The sequence below is a fragment of the Ignavibacteria bacterium genome (assembly GCA_016707005.1).
Lineage (GTDB): Bacteria > Bacteroidota > Ignavibacteria > Kapaibacteriales > Kapaibacteriaceae > UBA10438.
In genome coordinates this window covers 658,086-675,807 of the sequence record JADJIQ010000001.1, presented here as the reverse complement: position 1 = coordinate 675,807, position 17,722 = coordinate 658,086, and the positions used below count along the sequence as shown (strand labels likewise).

At 52.0% G+C, this 17,722-nt stretch carries 15 protein-coding genes; 6 read left to right on the top strand and 9 right to left on the bottom strand.

Translation table 11 applies throughout. The features are described from left to right. Window positions 1–77 precede the first annotated feature (77 nt). Window positions 78–3,347 carry a hypothetical protein gene (locus tag IPI29_02900; GenBank protein MBK7411484.1) on the top strand — a complete coding sequence of 1,090 codons (3,270 nt, stop codon included), beginning with the start codon at window positions 78–80 and terminating at the stop codon, window positions 3,345–3,347. Here the strand turns inward: IPI29_02900 and IPI29_02895 are convergent. Continuing rightward, window positions 3,344–3,532, bottom strand: a complete 189-nt coding sequence (locus IPI29_02895) for a hypothetical protein (protein MBK7411483.1) — start codon at window positions 3,530–3,532, stop codon at window positions 3,344–3,346. The genes IPI29_02900 and IPI29_02895 overlap by 4 nt on opposite strands. Between IPI29_02895 and IPI29_02890 the strand changes: the two genes are divergently transcribed. Both IPI29_02890 and IPI29_02885 read left to right on the top strand, forming a co-directional pair. After that, on the top strand, window positions 3,531–4,442 hold the full coding sequence (locus tag IPI29_02890) for a hypothetical protein (GenBank protein ID MBK7411482.1): 912 nt from the start codon (window positions 3,531–3,533) through the stop codon (window positions 4,440–4,442). The two genes, IPI29_02895 and IPI29_02890, sit on opposite strands and share 2 nt — an antisense overlap. Before the next feature lie 219 nt (window positions 4,443–4,661). Continuing rightward, complete coding sequence (locus IPI29_02885; GenBank protein MBK7411481.1) at window positions 4,662–4,889, top strand: hypothetical protein; 228 nt, start codon at window positions 4,662–4,664, stop codon at window positions 4,887–4,889. A 95-nt stretch (window positions 4,890–4,984) separates the two neighbouring features. Here the strand turns inward: IPI29_02885 and IPI29_02880 are convergent, their stop codons facing one another. The 4 genes from IPI29_02880 to IPI29_02865 all read right to left on the bottom strand — a co-directional run bounded on the left by IPI29_02880 (window position 4,985) and on the right by IPI29_02865 (window position 9,509). After that, a complete protein-coding gene (locus tag IPI29_02880; GenBank protein MBK7411480.1) occupies window positions 4,985–5,536 on the bottom strand; it encodes a GNAT family N-acetyltransferase in 552 nt (183 codons plus the stop codon). A 139-nt stretch (window positions 5,537–5,675) separates the two neighbouring features. Then, window positions 5,676–8,201, bottom strand: a complete 2,526-nt coding sequence (locus IPI29_02875) for a T9SS type A sorting domain-containing protein (GenBank protein MBK7411479.1) — start codon at window positions 8,199–8,201, stop codon at window positions 5,676–5,678. A 394-nt stretch (window positions 8,202–8,595) separates the two neighbouring features. Beyond that, window positions 8,596–8,781, bottom strand: coding sequence for a hypothetical protein (locus tag IPI29_02870; protein ID MBK7411478.1), 186 nt, complete (start codon window positions 8,779–8,781; stop codon window positions 8,596–8,598). A gap of 131 nt (window positions 8,782–8,912) precedes the next feature. Beyond that, on the bottom strand, window positions 8,913–9,509 hold the full coding sequence (locus tag IPI29_02865) for a hypothetical protein (protein MBK7411477.1): 597 nt from the start codon (window positions 9,507–9,509) through the stop codon (window positions 8,913–8,915). Window positions 9,510–9,721: 212 nt separating this feature from the next. Here IPI29_02865 and IPI29_02860 point away from each other — a divergent pair, with 212 nt between their 5' ends. Together IPI29_02860 and IPI29_02855 are read left to right on the top strand one after the other, a co-directional pair. Further along, window positions 9,722–10,165 (top strand): SRPBCC domain-containing protein, encoded by a 444-nt coding sequence (locus IPI29_02860; GenBank protein ID MBK7411476.1) that lies wholly within the window; start codon window positions 9,722–9,724, stop codon window positions 10,163–10,165. Further along, window positions 10,162–10,617, top strand: a complete 456-nt coding sequence (locus tag IPI29_02855; GenBank protein ID MBK7411475.1) for a GNAT family N-acetyltransferase — start codon at window positions 10,162–10,164, stop codon at window positions 10,615–10,617. The genes IPI29_02860 and IPI29_02855 overlap by 4 nt, the downstream gene beginning before the upstream one ends. A 9-nt stretch (window positions 10,618–10,626) precedes the next feature. On the opposite strand, the gene IPI29_02850 is transcribed toward IPI29_02855, so the two are convergent. Continuing rightward, window positions 10,627–10,971: a hypothetical protein gene (locus IPI29_02850; GenBank protein ID MBK7411474.1), complete on the bottom strand. Its 345-nt coding sequence runs from the start codon at window positions 10,969–10,971 to the stop codon at window positions 10,627–10,629. 736 nt (window positions 10,972–11,707) lie between these two features. Here IPI29_02850 and IPI29_02845 point away from each other — a divergent pair. Then, window positions 11,708–13,060 carry a hypothetical protein gene (locus IPI29_02845; GenBank protein ID MBK7411473.1) on the top strand — a complete coding sequence of 451 codons (1,353 nt, stop codon included), beginning with the start codon at window positions 11,708–11,710 and terminating at the stop codon, window positions 13,058–13,060. Between the two features lie 1,096 nt (window positions 13,061–14,156). Here the strand turns inward: IPI29_02845 and IPI29_02840 are convergent. The 3 genes from IPI29_02840 to hprK are packed head-to-tail and all read right to left on the bottom strand — an operon-like array spanning window position 14,157 to window position 17,589. After that, window positions 14,157–14,810, bottom strand: a complete 654-nt coding sequence (locus IPI29_02840) for a putative DNA binding domain-containing protein (protein ID MBK7411472.1) — start codon at window positions 14,808–14,810, stop codon at window positions 14,157–14,159. Between the two features lie 9 nt (window positions 14,811–14,819). Further along, window positions 14,820–16,583 (bottom strand): hypothetical protein, encoded by a 1,764-nt coding sequence (locus tag IPI29_02835; GenBank protein MBK7411471.1) that lies wholly within the window; start codon window positions 16,581–16,583, stop codon window positions 14,820–14,822. Further along, window positions 16,573–17,589 (bottom strand): HPr(Ser) kinase/phosphatase, encoded by a 1,017-nt coding sequence (hprK, locus tag IPI29_02830; GenBank protein MBK7411470.1) that lies wholly within the window; start codon window positions 17,587–17,589, stop codon window positions 16,573–16,575. Before hprK ends, IPI29_02835 begins: the two co-directional genes overlap by 11 nt. Window positions 17,590–17,722 lie beyond the last annotated feature (133 nt).

Here is a 17,722-nt window from a genome sequence, read left to right as displayed (position 1 = left end):
AACATACACTTTTGAAACCTAATCTCAAGGGGGCTTGGTGTTGTAGATTCGTTACGTCGATAATTTGAGGAGTGGGTATGACTCGCATGCATCTTATAGCAGCGGTTCTTCTCTTCTGTGTAGCATCTCCATCAGTCTATGCGACTGATCTCGTTGCAAAGAAGATCGTCTATAGTTCTGCGCCGCGTCTCGGCCGAACCATGCGCCTTGGATGCGAGGTTGCCAACACCAACGCGCTCATTGCAGCACAGTTCCTTGTGCGGTTCACCATTCAACGTGGTACAAGCACGGTGTTTGACGCTTGGGTGACTGGGGTGAATCTCAAGCCCGACTCTTCATTAACACTCTGGACGGACATCATGTATACGCCACCTGCTGCAGGGGGCTATATCACACGCGCTGAGATTGTGTTCGGTGATGAGATAGATCCAAGCGATAACACCATCGCAACAACATTCTCTCCCCTGCCCGCCTTTATCTCCATTGCTCAGGCGGTTGCTCGACTTCAGGTTGACGTGATCAATGATCTGCCGGAGAAGAACACGCTCTCGGCATATCACGTGAGGGGAAGACAGGAGCCCCCTGACTCCGTCCACAATGAAGGCACAACGATCGGGTTGCGCGATGGCACTACGTCATTACTCGCTGCACCGAGTTATGTGTTTTTTGTCGACCGTTCACCAATGGACCTGTGGGGTCACCCGGCAATGGTCGTGCAGATCCCGGCTGAGCAAGGGGCTTCTACAGCAACAACAACACATCACACCGACTTTGTTGTTTCGGTAGACGGTGAAGAACCATTGCTTGGTCCCGACTGTTCACCCAACCCTCAGCTCGTGCTCGGTATTCCTCCGAATTGTTTTGCAGCACCAAACATTACCATGGTGGCAACGCAGAACGATACAGACTGTGTGCTGATCATCACCGGGCGTGTGGTAAAGGAACACGATGGAACAACCATTGAACATGATCTGCCCAAGGTGATCGAGCGGTTGAACTCCGGTGCACTTGGTCCGAAGGTTTCGAGCAGCAACATCATGGTGGTGCGCGGAAAGAATGACTTTGGAGCAACACCAGCAGATGTAAAAGCGGCATTTGCAGCGTTGAAAGAAAAGAAATGTGCACGGATCTACATCAAATACATCGGACATGGTCTGGTGCAGGGACTATGTTTACAGGATCCCAACAAAAACACGACGGATCTTCTCACCTGGGAAGAATGGGCATCGTTGATCAAGGATCTTGATTGTGTGAACCTTACGGTAGATATCACATCATGCCATAGCGGACAGGTGATCCCTGCACTGGAAACGGCCGGCGTGCGGGGACGGGTGATAACGAGCTCCAATGGGAACAACACTACCCCGCAAGGAAGGGGCTCGGGCACGTATTGGGAAGAAGCTCTGTTGACTGCTTCACGTGATACTGCCGCAGACCTCAATAAGGATGGCACGGTTGATGTGATCGAGGCGGCCCTTTACGTAAAGGCCACCAAGCCTGCTACTGATGACGCAATGCGCCCACAGCCGCAGGTGAAGGAACTTGTTGATCTGTCACTACCTCTCACGTCCTACATCGATGCAACCATAGTTGATGCCAAGACCATCGAATCAGGCGGTGGGCCGATCGAGGTGCGCCAAGAACGTTTCTGTGTTCGCACGACCTACAAGAGTGGCTCAACTCGAAAAGACGACACAATTTGCAGGCGAAACATTTACGTCGTCAATTCCTCGGGTTCAGCTCGCAATGCGACACATCAGTATGAGATCGTAGCAGTGTGCGGATCAGGTAGAAAAAAGACACAGGTTGTGCTCGCAACAGTACAGCCTCAACTCAGCATGCGGCAGCGTGTTCTGGTATGTACTGTGCCCGATACCTGCCAGTCGATCTTTGTCCGCAAAGTTGCTCCACCTCGTTTACCCACTGTCCTTCTTGATTCGGGAAAAGTCATTGCCCGGCAGTATGCAACCATCGTCAACCAAGACGGCAACACCTTCCGCGTCCCCTACACAATTGCCGATCCTGATCAAGGGGCTTTCTATAGCGCCTCAACCACAGGTCCGGCCGAATACCTCGTTGGCAACGAACCACACCGCTTTGCATCGCAACCAGACCGTCCCGCACAGATCCACGTCTATGGATCGATCCCGCAAGATTCAGCGGGGGCAGACGTACTTACAACCGTTGTCAACGATACAACGTTTGCGATAACACAACTCCATACGCGCGTGTTAACACCGCTTGTTGTTTCCGGCAGTGCACCGGTGCCATCAACAAATCATCGTGACGTACTGATCACAAATGGGACGTCCACCATTGAACGTCTAACAAAAAGTATGGTTCAGCTAGCCCCTTCATCAGGGCTTATCGGATCTGACTCTGCGCTAAGCCTGTCAGATGTGGTTATCCGCTCCGACGATACAACTGCTCCTGCATTCGAAACATCGGCTGATTCAAACGCGATCACGTATCTGAACAACGTCGTCCTCAGTGGCCTCTCATACATTGTTGTCAGCTCCTCTGTAACGATCATCAGAAATCTTGTGATCGGTGGAGCCCCGTTAACAATCACGGATGCATGGGGCACAGACCAGTTTGATTTCATTTCGTCCTTCGGTGCGCGGGGAGATGCCGTTACGATACATCATACATTAAACGACAATGTGAACTTCTACGGACTTGTTGTAGATGGTGCGGATGGATTTGATCTTGTGCAAAGGGGCTTGGGCGAGCTACGTTGTACGGACTGTCTGATCGATATCACCAAGACCGCAGCACGGTTCGGTAGCGTTATCACACAGTTGCAGAACATCTCGGCAGTGGTGACCACCAAGGATGGAGAACCGGTAGAGGCAGACACCGTCCACGTTGTGAGTTCTGACGGAACACTTCTTGCAACCACAACAACAGATGCCAATGGAGTAGCCACCTTTGCCCCCGTTGTTATCGGGTCGATGTCGGACGTTGTCTTCTTACACACCCCCATCTCCGTCCGCCTCATCCAACAAAGCGGCGTCGCACGCACCGTCACCCTTCCCCACACCGGCTGGTCCCAGGTCTTCTTCGAAGACACCTCGGCCACCACGCATGTCCATTCCGACCAAACGATCCTCTCAAGCACCATCTCTCCCATGCCCCTTGAACGATCGTCGTTGGCAACAGTTCAAGACCAACGCGGCATCACGCACATCTCCATCTACGGCGTCGAAGGCAGCCTCATCAACACCCTCACCGGCAACGGCGCAACACACGTTTCCCTACCGGTTTCAACCCTCGCACCCGGTTGGTACATCGTCCTTGTACACAGATCTGATGGTGCAGACAGGATCCCCGTGATCGTGCATTAGAACGTCATCCTGAGCGAGGCCTTTTCGCCTCTTCGCCTCTTCGCCCCTTCGCCTCTTCGCCCCTTCGCCTCTTCGCCCCTTCGCCCCTTCGCCTCTTCGCCCAGCGCCTTTGTAACTCCTACGCAACGCGCGGTGTCCCCCACACCGTACAAACTATCCCCAATCACCACTGCGGAGATCGTCATGTTGCGTTTTGTGTTTCTCGTTGTGCTCGTTGTAGTTCTCAGTACCAGTGTTCGTTCAGAACAGACCCCGTATCAAGCAACCATTTCCGGGACAAGCCACGACGTACCGTGGCTACCCATTAGCGGCACACAGTTGCAGAATATTCCATGGGGGTATGGCACGTTGCTTCCCCTACCCGCACCACAACGCCCCATGCCCATGTTTGGACTTGAGTTTGCACAATCAGATACCGTGCAGCTCTATGTATCGGGTAATGGTTCCTTCTTGATCAATACGCCATCGTTGCTTGCGTTGGCCGATGGAGTGTTTACTGAGCTCGACAGTACCTTACCCGGTGCGTCGGTCGGATATCAGTTTGTTGAGTCGGTCTCCGACCCCATGATCCGCGTCCGCTTCGATTCCGTATCCATCGCCCGACTCGGCGCTCCAAACTTTGTCTGTTTCGAACTCCAATATCACTTTGCAGACGGGGCTTTTGATATCCTGTATGGTCCAAGCTCGGAGAACACACGCACCATCAGCAACCCCGAGGCTCAACCCTTTGCCGGCATCTCCTTGGTAAGTGCTGAGTTCACCGTGATGTATCAAAAAGTATGGCTTCATGGCGACCCAACTGATCTCCGGACCGATACCACCCGGACTGTGACCTTCCCCGCCATGCGTGGTGTACCCGTACGTGGAACCCACATTCACTTTGAACCCGTTACAACAACAGATGTGGATGATCTCACTGATGCGTCAGGCGACTGGAGCAACGCGGCTGTATCTGTTTACGACCTCATGGGCAGGCACGTAGCCTCAACCACAACAACAGCAAACGGAACACTGGCGTTGAACCACATCGTGACGGGTCCGGTCTTGATGGTTAACACCGTTACACACACCAGCAAGCTCGTGTTAGTGCAGTAGGGTCATTACGTCATGCCGAGCGGAGTCGAGGCACATGGCACAAGGCGACAAGGCGAAGTGGCGAAGTGGCGAAGTGGCGAAGTGGCACGTTCATCATTCATACACCGAGATCCTCGTCGCTACGCTCCTCGGGATGACGCTGGCATTGCACCATTTTAACAGAAAGAAAGGCGAGCACCATCCATGATGGTGCTCGCCTTTCTACATAGGAGAGACGGTATGCGCAGCGTCATCCCGAGCGAAGCGAGGGACCTGTGGCATTCATACACCGAGATCCCTCGTCGCTCCGCTCCTCGGGATGACGCTGGCATCGTTGTTGGTCAATGTGTAGAGATCCCTCGTCGCTTCGCTCCTCGGGATGACGCTGGCATCGTTGTTGGTCAATGTGTAGAGATCCCTCGTCGCTTCGCTCCTCGGGATGACGCTGGCATCGCACTATTTCTGTAAAAAGAAAGGCGAGCACCATCCATGATGGTGCTCGCCTTTCTACATAGGAGAGATGGTATGCACAGCGTCATCCCGAGCGAAGCGAGGGACCAGCGTCATCCCGAGCGTAGCGAGGGACCTGTGTCATGCCGTTTAGTGTCATTTCTAACCATCAGCACCTCATCCCCCGGAATCCCCTGGGCATCGTGTTCTGCGGCCGGAGCCAGGTGAAAACCGCAGCGTTCGAGGAGTCGGTAGGAGCGTCGGTTATCTTCTTTGAGCACGGCCCGGAACGACTCCACAAAGAACCGACCATGCAGTTCCGAGAGCATTTCCTGTACGGCGAGTGTGGCAAGCCCCCTACCCCAGTGGGTGGAGGAGAAGACATAAGCAAGGGAGGCAGAGCGATCGGGGTGGACCGTTGCTTGGACAAAGCCGATACATTCGTGTGTGGGGAGTCGGACCGCCCAGTTCAGCCACTGTTGCACGCCATCCGGGGACCAGCGCGACTCCAACCCCGCATATCTCGATCGCAGCCACTCTACCGATAGCGGCGGCTCGTTCTCATACTCATAGATCGCCGGATCTGCCAATACATCAAACATCTCCTCAGCATGCTCCCGAGTAAGGGGCTCCAAGGTAAGCGTCTCATTTGTAACAACTTGCATGGGTCAAGCTACGCAGGAAAGAGGTAGGACGCTAGAATACCACGTATGCCCCCTTTGTTTCTAGTGCTCACCCACAAAACAGCAAAACCCATCCAACTCAGAGGTTGGTTTCAATAGCAAGAGAACATGATGCCCACGTTTATGGCAACACAAAGAAACGTGTGGACAGAGTGCCACATCGCGACACGAAAATACCTGCAGACCATCCATCCAGGCTGATTCGCAGCGAACTGTCTCTTGCTGTGATCCTCGCCACCTCGCTGCCCTGCATGTCGAGGATCACCACGTCGTGCCCTACAAGTGCGGATGGGAGCGTGAGAGTGAGTGATGTTTGTGCGGGATTAGGTGCGATACGGATTGCTGGGTGATCTGCAATTACAACATCTACGTGTGAAGAAAGAACGCTCTCATATGCGCCTACATCGTACCACGAGGTGCGTCGAGCGGTGTTCTGCGGATGTACGTAGGACGTCAGCGGTTGGAACGAATACGTGCTATCAATGCCATCATCCTTGACGATCGTGATAGATCCGGACTGTACGGCGGCAAAACGAGCAGGAGATGTATCTGTGATTCTGTAATCCATCGCTGCGGCATCAACAAAACCAGGAAGGGAGATGTTATAAGCGTAATGATTACTCGCTGTATTTGTTTCGTTGCTCGCCTGACCGCTACTCTGTAGTCCATCACCGACAAGAAGGTTGTTGATTACGCGCATGCTTTTTAGGCGGGTTGTCTCTGCACGAACAAACACCGTTGCATTTCCGTCATTCACGATCGTATTGTAGCCAACGAACAGCCTATTGTCGCGCGCGTCAGACATTGTACCGGAGCCATAGCGCAAGATCTCTCTTTCTGCACCACCACCGTCCGCACGCACATTCGTTCCCGATAGTTGAACGAAGCCACCAGACGGGAAATCTAATGCAGGTTGCAAGGAGAGGTCGGTTACGTCTGCGCGACATGCCGAAATGACGTTGGAGTGTGCGTGAGAACTCACGATGGCACTCGATCCGGCGTTGTGGAAGGAGGAACCAGAGATACTCAACGACTTGATCGCTCTGCAGTCGATCAGTGGATACGCGGTCTCAGAGCCAAGTCCCTCGAATGCGCACTGTTCAATGGTGAGGCGTGCCGCTATCAACTGTGGGTCAAACACGATACATCGTTGCAGACCTGTGAACGTGCACGAGCGCAGAGTTACGTCTCCCCCTACGATGAACAGACCCGTTCCTTTTCCGTCGATGGTTGTGTGATCGCGAAACTCGATCCCCTCGATGAACACGCTGCCTGCTTCGATCTCCCACAGGGCGTTTTTAAACGACGTACTGCCGTTGGAGCGAATGACAACCTTGCCCAGGCCAATGATCGTGAGATTGTTTGCAGACCAATCACTGATTCCATCCACGTACTCGCCGGAATCAATGAGCACCGTGTCACCGTCATGCACACGCCTGCACACGTCAGATGGCGTTCCACTCGATCGTCCCCACCCTACGAGCCACGTACGAGGGGTGGGTGGAGGTTCTTCATAATCAAAGGCTCCAACGGTCGCATTGTTTCCGGGTCGGTTCTGAATGCGGAGCGGATGCAGATACTCGACGAACGGCAATTGTACAATCGGTGATGTATAGGTGTCGCGGGCCGGTGACCAGGCCAAGAGGTGATAGTCGTGGTCTGCGGTATTGACAAAGCCGACAGAATCCAAGCGTTGGTCGATGTGGTTTCCTGCCGTATCGATGATGACTCTTCCGGGAATGGTCGTGTCACCAATCAACGTCCCCTTGCCCGCCACGATGTTGTTCACTATTCTCACTTCGTACGGCTGACTCCCCGCTGTCTCGATAAAGGTCATCGAATCCAAATCGTTTACGAAGGTATTCCATGCACATTCGACGGCGTGTGGAAATGCTGCAGACGCTGTCTCGTTGGCGACGTAGGAAATGAAGTGCTTGCTTGAATCTATCGTTCGTGCGCCATGCAGGATGTTGCCGGTGATAAACGTCCAACCGCCACGCATCAGCTCCAACGTTGTTGTAGACGCACCAAGCTTATCGGTGAAGAAATTGTACTTAATCTCATTCATAAGAGCACGTGACCGAACATTGACGGCATTTGCGCTCCCGCGAAACCACGACGTCCGAAGGTTCAGAATCACGATCCGCCCAACATCCAGGTCGGCGAACTCGTTATTCTCGAAGGTGCATGAATTGACTTGGACGTAAGAAGACTCACCATCGGCAATACGCAACCCAATGCTGTTTCCCGAGAACATGCAGGAGTCGACCTGACACCCCGCTCCCTTCGCATACAGTCCTATGCCCGCCCCGCTCCTCTCTGTACCCTGCCGAAACGCGAGGTGTATCAACTGCGTGCCGCCGCCCGCAGCTGTCCAGATACTCTCTCCTGCCTGCGTTATGTCTGGCAATAGCTCCACTCTACCAATTCCGACGATCATCAGGCCGTCCGCCTTCCATACACATTCTCGATCCCGATACGTCCCTTCATCAATAAGCACGGTATCATGGTCTTGCACCAAGCTCACCACATCGCTCGGCATTTTGTACGTCCGCGACGGACCTACATTCCACGTGGTAGCGGAGGCGAGAAGGGTAGGAAAGGTGACAAAGAGAAGGAAGAGTGCCGCATGAGCAGATGAACGCATTTGATATCTCACATTAGAAGACTATGACCGTGCACAGTCAAACTAACCAGCATCCACAATAAGTCACAAACCACGTCTGTACGAATATGAGCTGGAGATTCCCTGTACCGAAAAGCCCTTGCAACTCGATGAGTAGCTGGGTAGACGTAAACCCGTGAATTTATCCACGCGATCAAACTTGTCAGAAACTACGCCGCACACACATACGCCGGCTTTGGCTCTAGGCGGAACCCACATGACCGCTGGATGAGGGTGACAACATCGTGGCGCCAACTCATTCATCTAACATCGAAATTAACCTTTACTTTGGAAATGGATCTTCCGCTCATTGTTTCCATACAGTTCTGCACATGCCTGATCTACGTTATCGCTGAAGTATCTCTTGCCGTGCACTTCATTTAAACTCCTCCCAACGAATGTCCTCTATATACTTCGTCCTCTGACGTATGCCGACCTCTTTGAAACCGCTTGGTGTCGGTAGGTATAGCCAGCCCACTTCCTTGATAACCCTGTCGTTATAACTATCACGATCTGTGATTATATGTTCCCTTTCAACAACCATGATCGTGTCTGAGTTCATGATGCACTGCGATGAGGAAAACGAGTCTCCAGAATAATCTACGTCATCATCGCGCTGCACTATGATACCGTCCAGTATGCGACGGGCATAGTGGTCGTACAAGAAGGCTATTCGATGACTGCTAACGCCTGTTACCTCCTTGAACCATACAATGCCGAGTTTTCCATTTCCCCTCGTACATCACTTTCTCCATCACCAATCAAACGTCCGGCATCCATGGACCTAACATCCACCCACGTCCTAGCTGCCTCATAGGCTTCTGCAACACGAATGGTATCACCGTTAAAAGATGCGTGGAATAGCCAACGATAGGCTATCGAACCAGGATCATTTCGGACGCGAACGAATGCGTGATGTGACTGACGGGCAATAACGAGTTCCTTTGTATCCAAACGACTCACCCAAGTTGTGTCTGGTCCACCATCATTTGACCGAGCTGTGTAAAACAGCTTTGAAGGAGGGTAGAAAGCAAGAGTATCGCTGCAATCGTTCAGTTTATCGATGATTTCGATTCCAACTGAGTCCTCAACATTGCCCTCCGTAATCAGTAATCGGAAGGTCTCTTTGATCGAAAGCACGTGCCTTGGATCTTTGAAGTAATACCATTCGCCTAACAGGGCTTTGCGAAGTTCCGGGCAGCCCTGACCTACATCCTTGACACGATCGCCCTGGGAACATCCCGATAGCAGGATGCCAAGGGAAAGGAATGTTATCAGCAAACGTCTCATTCCGTCAAAGGTATAGGTTGAGAACAAACATTACAATCTACTAAGCGTCTCATTTGTAACAACTTGCATGGGTCAAGCTACGCAGGAAACACACGCAGCCCTCAAAAGCCCCCTATCCACCGAGATTCGATCATCGTCGGATACGTCCGTACCTTCGTTGCTCTGGCATTGAGGAGTGAAGTACTGAAGTAGTATCAAAGAAGGAGAAGAACGTGGAGATAACAAACAAGCAGATAGTGAAGGTCAGGCAGATAGATCAACCGCTAGAAACGGTTTGGTGGCGATGGAGCACGCATGAAGGATTAAAGACCTTCTTTGGCGTCGACAACCAGATAGTTCTCGCGCCAAATGGTGCTTTTGAGATCTACTTTCTCATGGACAACCCATATGGGCTTCGCGGTAGCGAAGGGTGCAAGGTCTTATCGTATGTGCCGGAGAGAATGATCTCCTTCACATGGAACGCACCTCCCAGTTATCAAGCTGAGAGAGATTCCGCACATCGTACCTGGGTAGTCGTTGAATTTGATGCAATCGATCAACGAACAACCAAGGTCACCCTCACCCATCTCGGTTGGCCAAACGAGGGAAACTGGAATCTCGTCTACGACTATTTCAATGCCGCTTGGGATGTTGTGTTGGATTGGCTTGCCGCATGATCAGACGCATCATTGATACAGATTACGAAGGCATTGTTGAGGTAGCCCTTCGATCGGGCCTCTTTGACGACGATCAGCTTGACGTCCTTTCTGCCATGATCCGCGAACCATCCGAACAGGACGTGTGGTTTGCCGATCTCACCGGTGATCGGCCAACGGGTGTAGCGTATCTGGCACCGGAGAAGTTCACCGAAGGGACCTGGAACCTCTATTTCATTGCCGTTCATCCCGACAATCAACGTCGAGGAAGGGGCAAGTCCATCCTCGAATTCATCTGTGATTGGCTGATTCGACAAGAGCAACGAATGTTGATCGTTGAGACAGCCGGTATCCCCGACTTCCAATACGTACGGGACTTCTACGCGGCAAACGGATTCGAGAACGAAGGACGCATCAGAGACTTCTATGCTGAAGGCGTCGATAAAGTCATATTCCGCAAGCTCCTACCATAACCCACCCTATTACGCCGCATTCACATATGCCGGCTTTGGACCCAGGCGGAACCCACACGACCGCTGGATAAGGGTGACAACATCGTGCCGCTGCGTTTCGTCAGCCTTCGGCATGAGGAAGACGTCAAACCGGACGTCAGCTGTGCCCCCTGCCGCAGTGACCCACTGAGCAAAGTTTTGGTGTTGCGCCAGATCCCGAGCACCCGGGATCGAATCACAGTCAAATGCGTCAACCAGCTCATACTGACCCGATTCACGCTTGCGGAGGACCCCTACTACGCCCGGAACGTCATACGACGTCCAGTTATCTAATCCGACCGGCATCAGGAAGTGCATGCAGTTCAGGACGGGCATTGTGTGCAACATAATGGCTCTCGCTGTAATTGACCGATGATCTGTTTCGAGTTTGGTGCGGGTTGATTCCCGTACGAAAGTCGGGATAGTAGGTTCCGCAATATGTCACAGATAATCGCCGTTTGTTACACGGCATTTAGCGGCCACTTCATCTGCTCTTCCGTCCTTACGCTATATTTTTCAACGTCTTACGAGATCCCTATCGGTTTGTCTGCCTCCATTTTCTCCGATTAGTTACGTCATATTTTGGATTCATCAAACAGCAAAGAAACTTGGGGCAGATTTATCGCGTCCCCATTCTAAGCATTAGGAACCACCCAATATTAGTGAGCTAATCGTAACAAGGACTGTTGACAGACTCTGAATAGATTCATAACATGACATTTCACGAGATGAAATGAGGTAATTGAGAAATTTGAGCCAGCCGCTGTGTCATTTAAGATTGTCACACTCGTTTATCCGAGATAACCCATCTCAAGTCTATCTAAATGTTTCTTCCGAGTTGTATGTAACATCGAATAGTATTTTGACATTCATTATATCACAGTCTAAATGCTTAATTGCAATCGCACGTGGTTTCAATTGCAATTGAAGAAAATGTCGTCACACTTGGTTGGAGACCGATTTGTTAGCAGAACGCGGCAGCATTCTTTGTTACTCGAACGGATTACCATTGTTAGAGGTTTATCTCGGTCAATGGAGGATTCTAGAGTGCGAATTTATGGCCTGGTAATCCATGAGGTTGCTTAAAGAGATATTGCGGGTAGTTAGAGCTAAGACAAGCAAGTCTAATCTACTTGCACTGATTAGTGACGATAATGAATACTCCACTTTAACGAGCCGATTTCTAAGTGGCCTAGTTGAGGAAGAATATCAAACTGATGATGATGCATCGAGATCTTTATACAATTCTGGAGCAAGAGATACAAGATATCGGACATTAAAATCAAGAGCTTATGATAAACTGACGTTATCTATCCTAAACTTGAACATCAAGCCACCTGATCATTCTGAATATCTCAGTTCCTATTACAAGTGCATTCGATATGAAGTCGCCGCTCAAACGCTTATGCGTTTCGCCTCTCGGAAAGCTGGCTATATGGTTGCTCTTCGTACCCTATCGATTGCTCAGAAGTATCATTTTAGCTCTGTTTGTCTCTCGCTTTCAGCCTTAATTAGGGATTCAGCTGCTCTTTGGGGAGACCAAACAACGTTCTATCAGTATAACTTAAAAGTCAGATATTATTCGCGGTCTGTTGTATTTGAGCTTGAGTCCGATTTCCTTTTGGACGACCTCCGTCTTGAGTTAAGCGTGACGCATTATGATCGCAAATACTATCAGAACAAACACAAATCCGTATTGGACACAATCTCGTCAATGGTTGATAGTTGCCCTTCACACTTGCTTATTCTGAATAGGTATCGTGCATCGATAATCTATTATGAAACACTAGAAGAGTTTGATGAAGTAAAGGAGCAATGTGAAAGTGCGATCCACTACCTAAAAGGATTACCACATCTGACTCAGAAAGCGCGGCTGGGCGAGTTTCTTTTGAGACGCGTTGCAGCAGACATCTATACTCGGAATCCGGTATCAATTTCATTTATCAATGAATGTATGGCACTGTTCTCAGTTGGAGGACCTAATTGGAATACGGGTATGATTCTCTCCTTTGTCTCATCAATGTATAGCTTGGATTTTTCTCAGGCTAATGAAGTGCACAAATCTGTTTTCAATGCGAACAATTTCGATCAGATGCATGGGTTGGCGAAAGAACGCTGGTTGTTGCACAATGCTTACTTGCTACTAGCCAAACAAATCGGCTTGTCAGATTTAAAAGACATGTCCATTGATGGCTTTCGGATAAGCACGTTCCTTAACTCAATGACAAATGAATCAAAATCTAAACGCGGTGCTAACTCGCTTATCATCGTCTTCCACGCATTGTCACTTCTACTGAACAAAAATTTGATCTTGCCGAAAAACGAATTGAATATCTTAACGTCTATTGCACGAGATACCTACGAGATAGGCAACACACCCGAGTACGGCTTTTTATCAAGGCAATTCAGCAGATACCTCGGTTAAGAGGTAACCTCCCAGGTCTCAAAGCAGCACTTTCACCCTACCTCTCTGCGATCCGCGAGGCCGCGGCCATTCCGATGCCGGCGGAGGTCAATGAGCTCATACCGTACGATGTGATGCTAGAGGCGTACATGCGCAAGCTAGAGGCGGAGGAAGCGGCTGCGCGACGCTAGGTCACGCGGGGTGGGTTCAATGAGCAGAGCGATCGCGCCGGCCTGGCACGGGGGGCGCTCTACTCCCATGACGTCGTCATGGGCTAGGGTTATTTCGCCCCTTCGGGGCTCTTTTGTTCGCGGTTCGCTGTGTAGTGACCACTGACTGCTAACAGGAACCGGCACCCCCTCCCTAGCGGAGCGTGAGGGAGTGGGATGGGGGGCGAGTTCTTGACGTCAAGACGTGCCTCGACTCCGCTCGGCATGACGGTCGCTATTCGCTATTCGCTATTCGCTATTCGCTATTCGCCGTTCGCTATTCGCTATTCGCTGTTCGCTATTCGCTATTCGCTGTTCGTTGTGCAGTGACCACTGACTGCTAACAGGAACCGGCACCCCCTCCCTAGCGAAGCGTGAGGGAGTGGGATGGGGGGAGAGTTCTTGACGTCAAGACGTGCCTCGGCTCCGCTCGGCATGACGTTCGCTATTCGCTATTCGCTATTCGCTATTCGCTATTCGCTATTCGCTATTCGCTATTCGCTGTTCGCTGTTCGCTGTTCGCTGTTCAGTGACCACTGACTGCTAACAGGAAACGGCACCCCCTCCCTAGCGAAGCGTGAGGGAGGGGGACGGGGGGTGAGTTCTTGACGTCAAGACGTGCCTCGACTCCGCTCGGCATGACGGTCGCTATTCGCTATTCGCTATTCGCTATTCGCTATTCGCTGTTCGCTATTCGCTATTCGCTATTCGCTATTCGCTGTGTAGTGACCACTGACTGCTAACAGGAAACGGCACCCCCTCCCTAGCGAAGCGTGAGGGAGGGGGACGGGGGGAGAGTTCTTGACGTTAAGACGTGCCTCGGCTACGCTCGGCATGACGGACGTGCCTCTTCGCCTCTTCGCCCTGTCGCCTTGTGCCTCGACTACGCTCGGCATGACGGACGCTATTCAGACTAACGTATAGTAATCCCCCGATCCATCCGCATGGATGTGGACCACGCCGGCGCGGACGAGCTTGACCATGATCTGGGCGGCACGGCGTTTGGAGATGTTGACCAGGCGGGCGAAGTCGGGGATGCTGGCCTTGCCGTGACGTTCGAGGTAGGTGAAGAGGCGACGTTCTCGGTCGCCAATGCTGATGGTGATGGGCGCCGCTGCCGGACTCTGCCCGGCAAGGATCTTGGTCATTTCCTTACTTGCGGTGACGGAGTTTTCTCCTTGACGGATATAGGCCTTACGCTCGTGGGGACGTTCGTTTGGGTCGTCGGAGATGTACCTGTGTGGCTTGGCGTCACTGTTGGGAACGCGGATCACAACCACGTCCTTGAAGTCGATCTCGATGATCTCAACATCCACCTGCAACGGCGGAACAATGGCAAAGGTGGCTACCTCTACCTGCCCCACCTGCTCCTTCTCACTGCGCACACCCACAACGGTGCCGTCATCGTCCACCCCAAGTAACAGATAGCCCCCTACCGTATTGGCAAAGGCAATGATCTCCCGCGCGATCTTCTCCGTGGTGGTGAACTTGCGCTTGAACTCAACGGTGGATGACTCACCCCCGCCGATGATCTCCCGGAGCTCGTGTCGTTTTAGGGGCATGAGGTTGGACTATTGGACCGGTGCGTATTTCCATTGGGCCTTGGGCACCCACCATTGGGTTGGATTGTAGCCGGGCCGCACAGCGGAGTAGTTGACGTTTTGGAGACGGGTGTTGTAGACGCTTGGGTAGAGTGGACTCCACAAGAAGATGTAAGGCTGTTCCGTAGCAACGATCTGCTGGAATTCCTTCATGTAGGCGATCCTCTTGGTTTCGTCAAACTCGGTGCGGTTGAGGTCGAGCAACTGGTCGGCCCGCTTGTTCCGGAACCCCACATAGTTACTGCCCTTATTCCCGATCTGCGACGAGTGCCAGATCTGATACGGGTCGCTCGGGATTGGGTCGTTCACCCACCCGCCGATGTACATTTCAAAATTGCGCGTGCGGAGGTTCTCTAGGAAGACGCTCCACTCGAGCTTCCGGATGTCCATCTTGACGCCGATCTTGCGGAGCTCTTCGGACATGGTGATGGCAATGGCCTCGCGCATCTCATTGCCGGCGTTGATCAGGAAACTCACATGGAGGGGCGTCCTGCGTCCACCCAGGACCTTATCCAACACTCCGTCACCATCCGTATCTGCCCACCCTGCTTCTGCCAGGAGTTGTTTTGCGGTGTTGGGGTTGTAGTCGATGTTCGGCACCGAGGCATCATACTCCGGACGCTGTTGATAGATCGGTGAGTTCACCTTTACTGCCAAGCCCCGTACAACCTGTTTGATAAGGGCATCGCGGTCCAGACAATACGCCATGGCCTTGCGAACCTTTGGATCGGAGAGCACAGCACGTTCTGTATTGAAGCCGATGTAGGAATAGGCCTGTGTTGGGAAGGCGTATTTGCGCAAGAACGGAGTGGCCACGGTATCGATCTCTTCTGCGAACTTCGATGCCGGTACGTATTCCATGAAGTCGAGCTCGCCGTTCTTCAGCGCCACCACGGCCGAGTTTCTGTCGTTTACCACCTTGTAGATCAGCTTCTCCACGTAGGCCGGGTTCCACTTGTCCTTGCCGGCCGCCCAGTGTTTTGGATTCCGACGTAGTGTGACGGATTCCCCTGTCTTCCATTCGTCAAAGATGTATGGTCCGGAACCAACGTTGAGCTTTGTATCGCGCTTCACTTCTGCTGTGTTATACCACGTAGCAAAGTCCTTCAGCGCCGCATTGGCCTGCGCCTTCTCCATCGAGTTGGCTTCATCAAACGTATAGCGGTCGGTAAGCCCCTTTGGATCGAAGATGTGTTTTGGAACGATCCAGAGTCCGCCCAGGAAATATTCTGCCAGGAAATACGGTTGCGACATCGTGATCACCACCGTTTTATCATCGGGTGACACCACATCCTTCACCGACTCATAATAATTCCTTAGCGCCGCTCCGTCCGTGATCAGCGGGTTCTTCACCACCTTATACGAGAACACCACATCTTTTGCGGTAAGGGGCTTCCCATCACTGAACGTTATCCCGTCACGCAGTTTGAAGGTATACGTCAGATGATCATCACTGATGGTTGGACGTGCCTCCGCCAGCACCGGATACAAGTCCGTTGTGACAAAGTCCTGCGCCAACATCTTCTCATACACCCGCTCAAACACCGCACTCGCCGATGCATCATTCGTGATCATCGGATTCAATCCCTCCGGATCAGAAAGCTCGTGGATCACCACCCACTCGCCAACAACTGCGTCACCCGCAGCTCCCCCACTACCACCCTGCTCATCACCCCCACATGACATCAAGAAGAGCGCAGGAACCATTAAGAGTACTGCGATACTACTCGTCATCAGACTGGAAATACGTAACCGTCCTTTGATCGATGCTGCCTTTTGTATTACGGCGTCGAGCGATCTCTTCTTGGAGTCGGTCTGAGAAGACCTTGGAGGCATTGTAGCCATAGGTGCGCAGGAGATAGTTAAGAGCAATGGTTTCGGAGATCACCGTGACGTTCTTTCCCGGGAAGATCGGGAGTTTGACCGACGGCATTTGCACGCCCAGGAGGTCCAGCGTGGACTCATCAAGGCCCGTGCGATTGTATTCACGTTTTTCGTCGTACACCTCAAGTTCAACGATGAGTTCACATCGTTTCTGGAAACGAATAGAGCGGATGCCGAACATCTCGCGCACATCGATCACACCCAGACCGCGGATCTCCATGAAGTGTTTTACCAAGGACGTGCCCGTACCCATGAGGATACTTTCGCGTTTCTTGGTGAGGACCACGATATCATCAGCTACGAGTCGGTGGCCCCTTTCCACAAGGTCCAGAGCGATCTCACTCTTGCCAATACCGCTCGATCCCGTAAAGAGCATACCCACGCCGTAGACATCAACAAACGATCCATGCACCGAGAGTTGGGCCGTGAACTGATCGTCCAGGTATTCACTCAGCAGATAGATCGTCTTTGTTGTATCGAACGGCGTTGCAAACACCGCAATGCCCTTTGCCTCTGCCAGATGCACAAGGTCATCATCCAGCACATGGTCGTTAGCGCAGACGATCACCGGCACATTGAACGAACAGATGCGCGCAAACGCCTCTGCCCGACGCTCCGGCGACAGCGACTTCAGGTAATAGAACTCCGTGTTGCCAAAGAGCTGCACGCGGTAGTAGGTAAAGAACTCCGTATACCCAGCCAGCGCCAATTGCGGCCTGTGCAAACTCTTGTCCGTAATGGAATTATCCAGCCCCACCTCACCCGTAAGCGGACGCAAGTGCACCGGACCCGTGAGCAACTCACGAACCGTTATGGATTCCTTGAAGATGGGAGGAGAGGCGCGGAGAGAAGGCATTCTTTTTAGTTACTAGTTACTGGTTACTGGTTACTAGTTACTAGTTACTGGTTACTGGTTACTAGTTACTAGTTACTCAATCATTCAATTACGGGGTTACGGGGTTACAGGGTTACAGGGTTACGGGGTTACG

Excerpts from the sequence above, each read along its gene's own strand:
- IPI29_02865 (MBK7411477.1), bottom strand. The coding sequence starts at position 9,509 with ATGAGACGTTTGCTGATAACATTCCTTTCCCTTGGCATCCTGCTATCG.
- IPI29_02870 (MBK7411478.1), bottom strand. The coding sequence starts at position 8,781 with ATGAACTCAGACACGATCATGGTTGTTGAAAGGGAACATATAATCACA.
- IPI29_02880 (MBK7411480.1), bottom strand. The coding sequence starts at position 5,536 with ATGCAAGTTGTTACAAATGAGACGCTTACCTTGGAGCCCCTTACTCGG.
- IPI29_02850 (MBK7411474.1), bottom strand. The coding sequence starts at position 10,971 with ATGCCCGTCCTGAACTGCATGCACTTCCTGATGCCGGTCGGATTAGAT.
- IPI29_02855 (MBK7411475.1), top strand. The coding sequence starts at position 10,162 with ATGATCAGACGCATCATTGATACAGATTACGAAGGCATTGTTGAGGTA.
- IPI29_02875 (MBK7411479.1), bottom strand. The coding sequence starts at position 8,201 with ATGCGTTCATCTGCTCATGCGGCACTCTTCCTTCTCTTTGTCACCTTT.
- IPI29_02885 (MBK7411481.1), top strand. The coding sequence starts at position 4,662 with ATGCGCAGCGTCATCCCGAGCGAAGCGAGGGACCTGTGGCATTCATAC.
- IPI29_02845 (MBK7411473.1), top strand. The coding sequence starts at position 11,708 with ATGAGGTTGCTTAAAGAGATATTGCGGGTAGTTAGAGCTAAGACAAGC.
- IPI29_02900 (MBK7411484.1), top strand. The coding sequence starts at position 78 with ATGACTCGCATGCATCTTATAGCAGCGGTTCTTCTCTTCTGTGTAGCA.
- IPI29_02890 (MBK7411482.1), top strand. The coding sequence starts at position 3,531 with ATGTTGCGTTTTGTGTTTCTCGTTGTGCTCGTTGTAGTTCTCAGTACC.
- hprK (MBK7411470.1), bottom strand. The coding sequence starts at position 17,589 with ATGCCTTCTCTCCGCGCCTCTCCTCCCATCTTCAAGGAATCCATAACG.
- IPI29_02895 (MBK7411483.1), bottom strand. The coding sequence starts at position 3,532 with ATGACGATCTCCGCAGTGGTGATTGGGGATAGTTTGTACGGTGTGGGG.
- IPI29_02835 (MBK7411471.1), bottom strand. The coding sequence starts at position 16,583 with ATGACGAGTAGTATCGCAGTACTCTTAATGGTTCCTGCGCTCTTCTTG.
- IPI29_02840 (MBK7411472.1), bottom strand. The coding sequence starts at position 14,810 with ATGCCCCTAAAACGACACGAGCTCCGGGAGATCATCGGCGGGGGTGAG.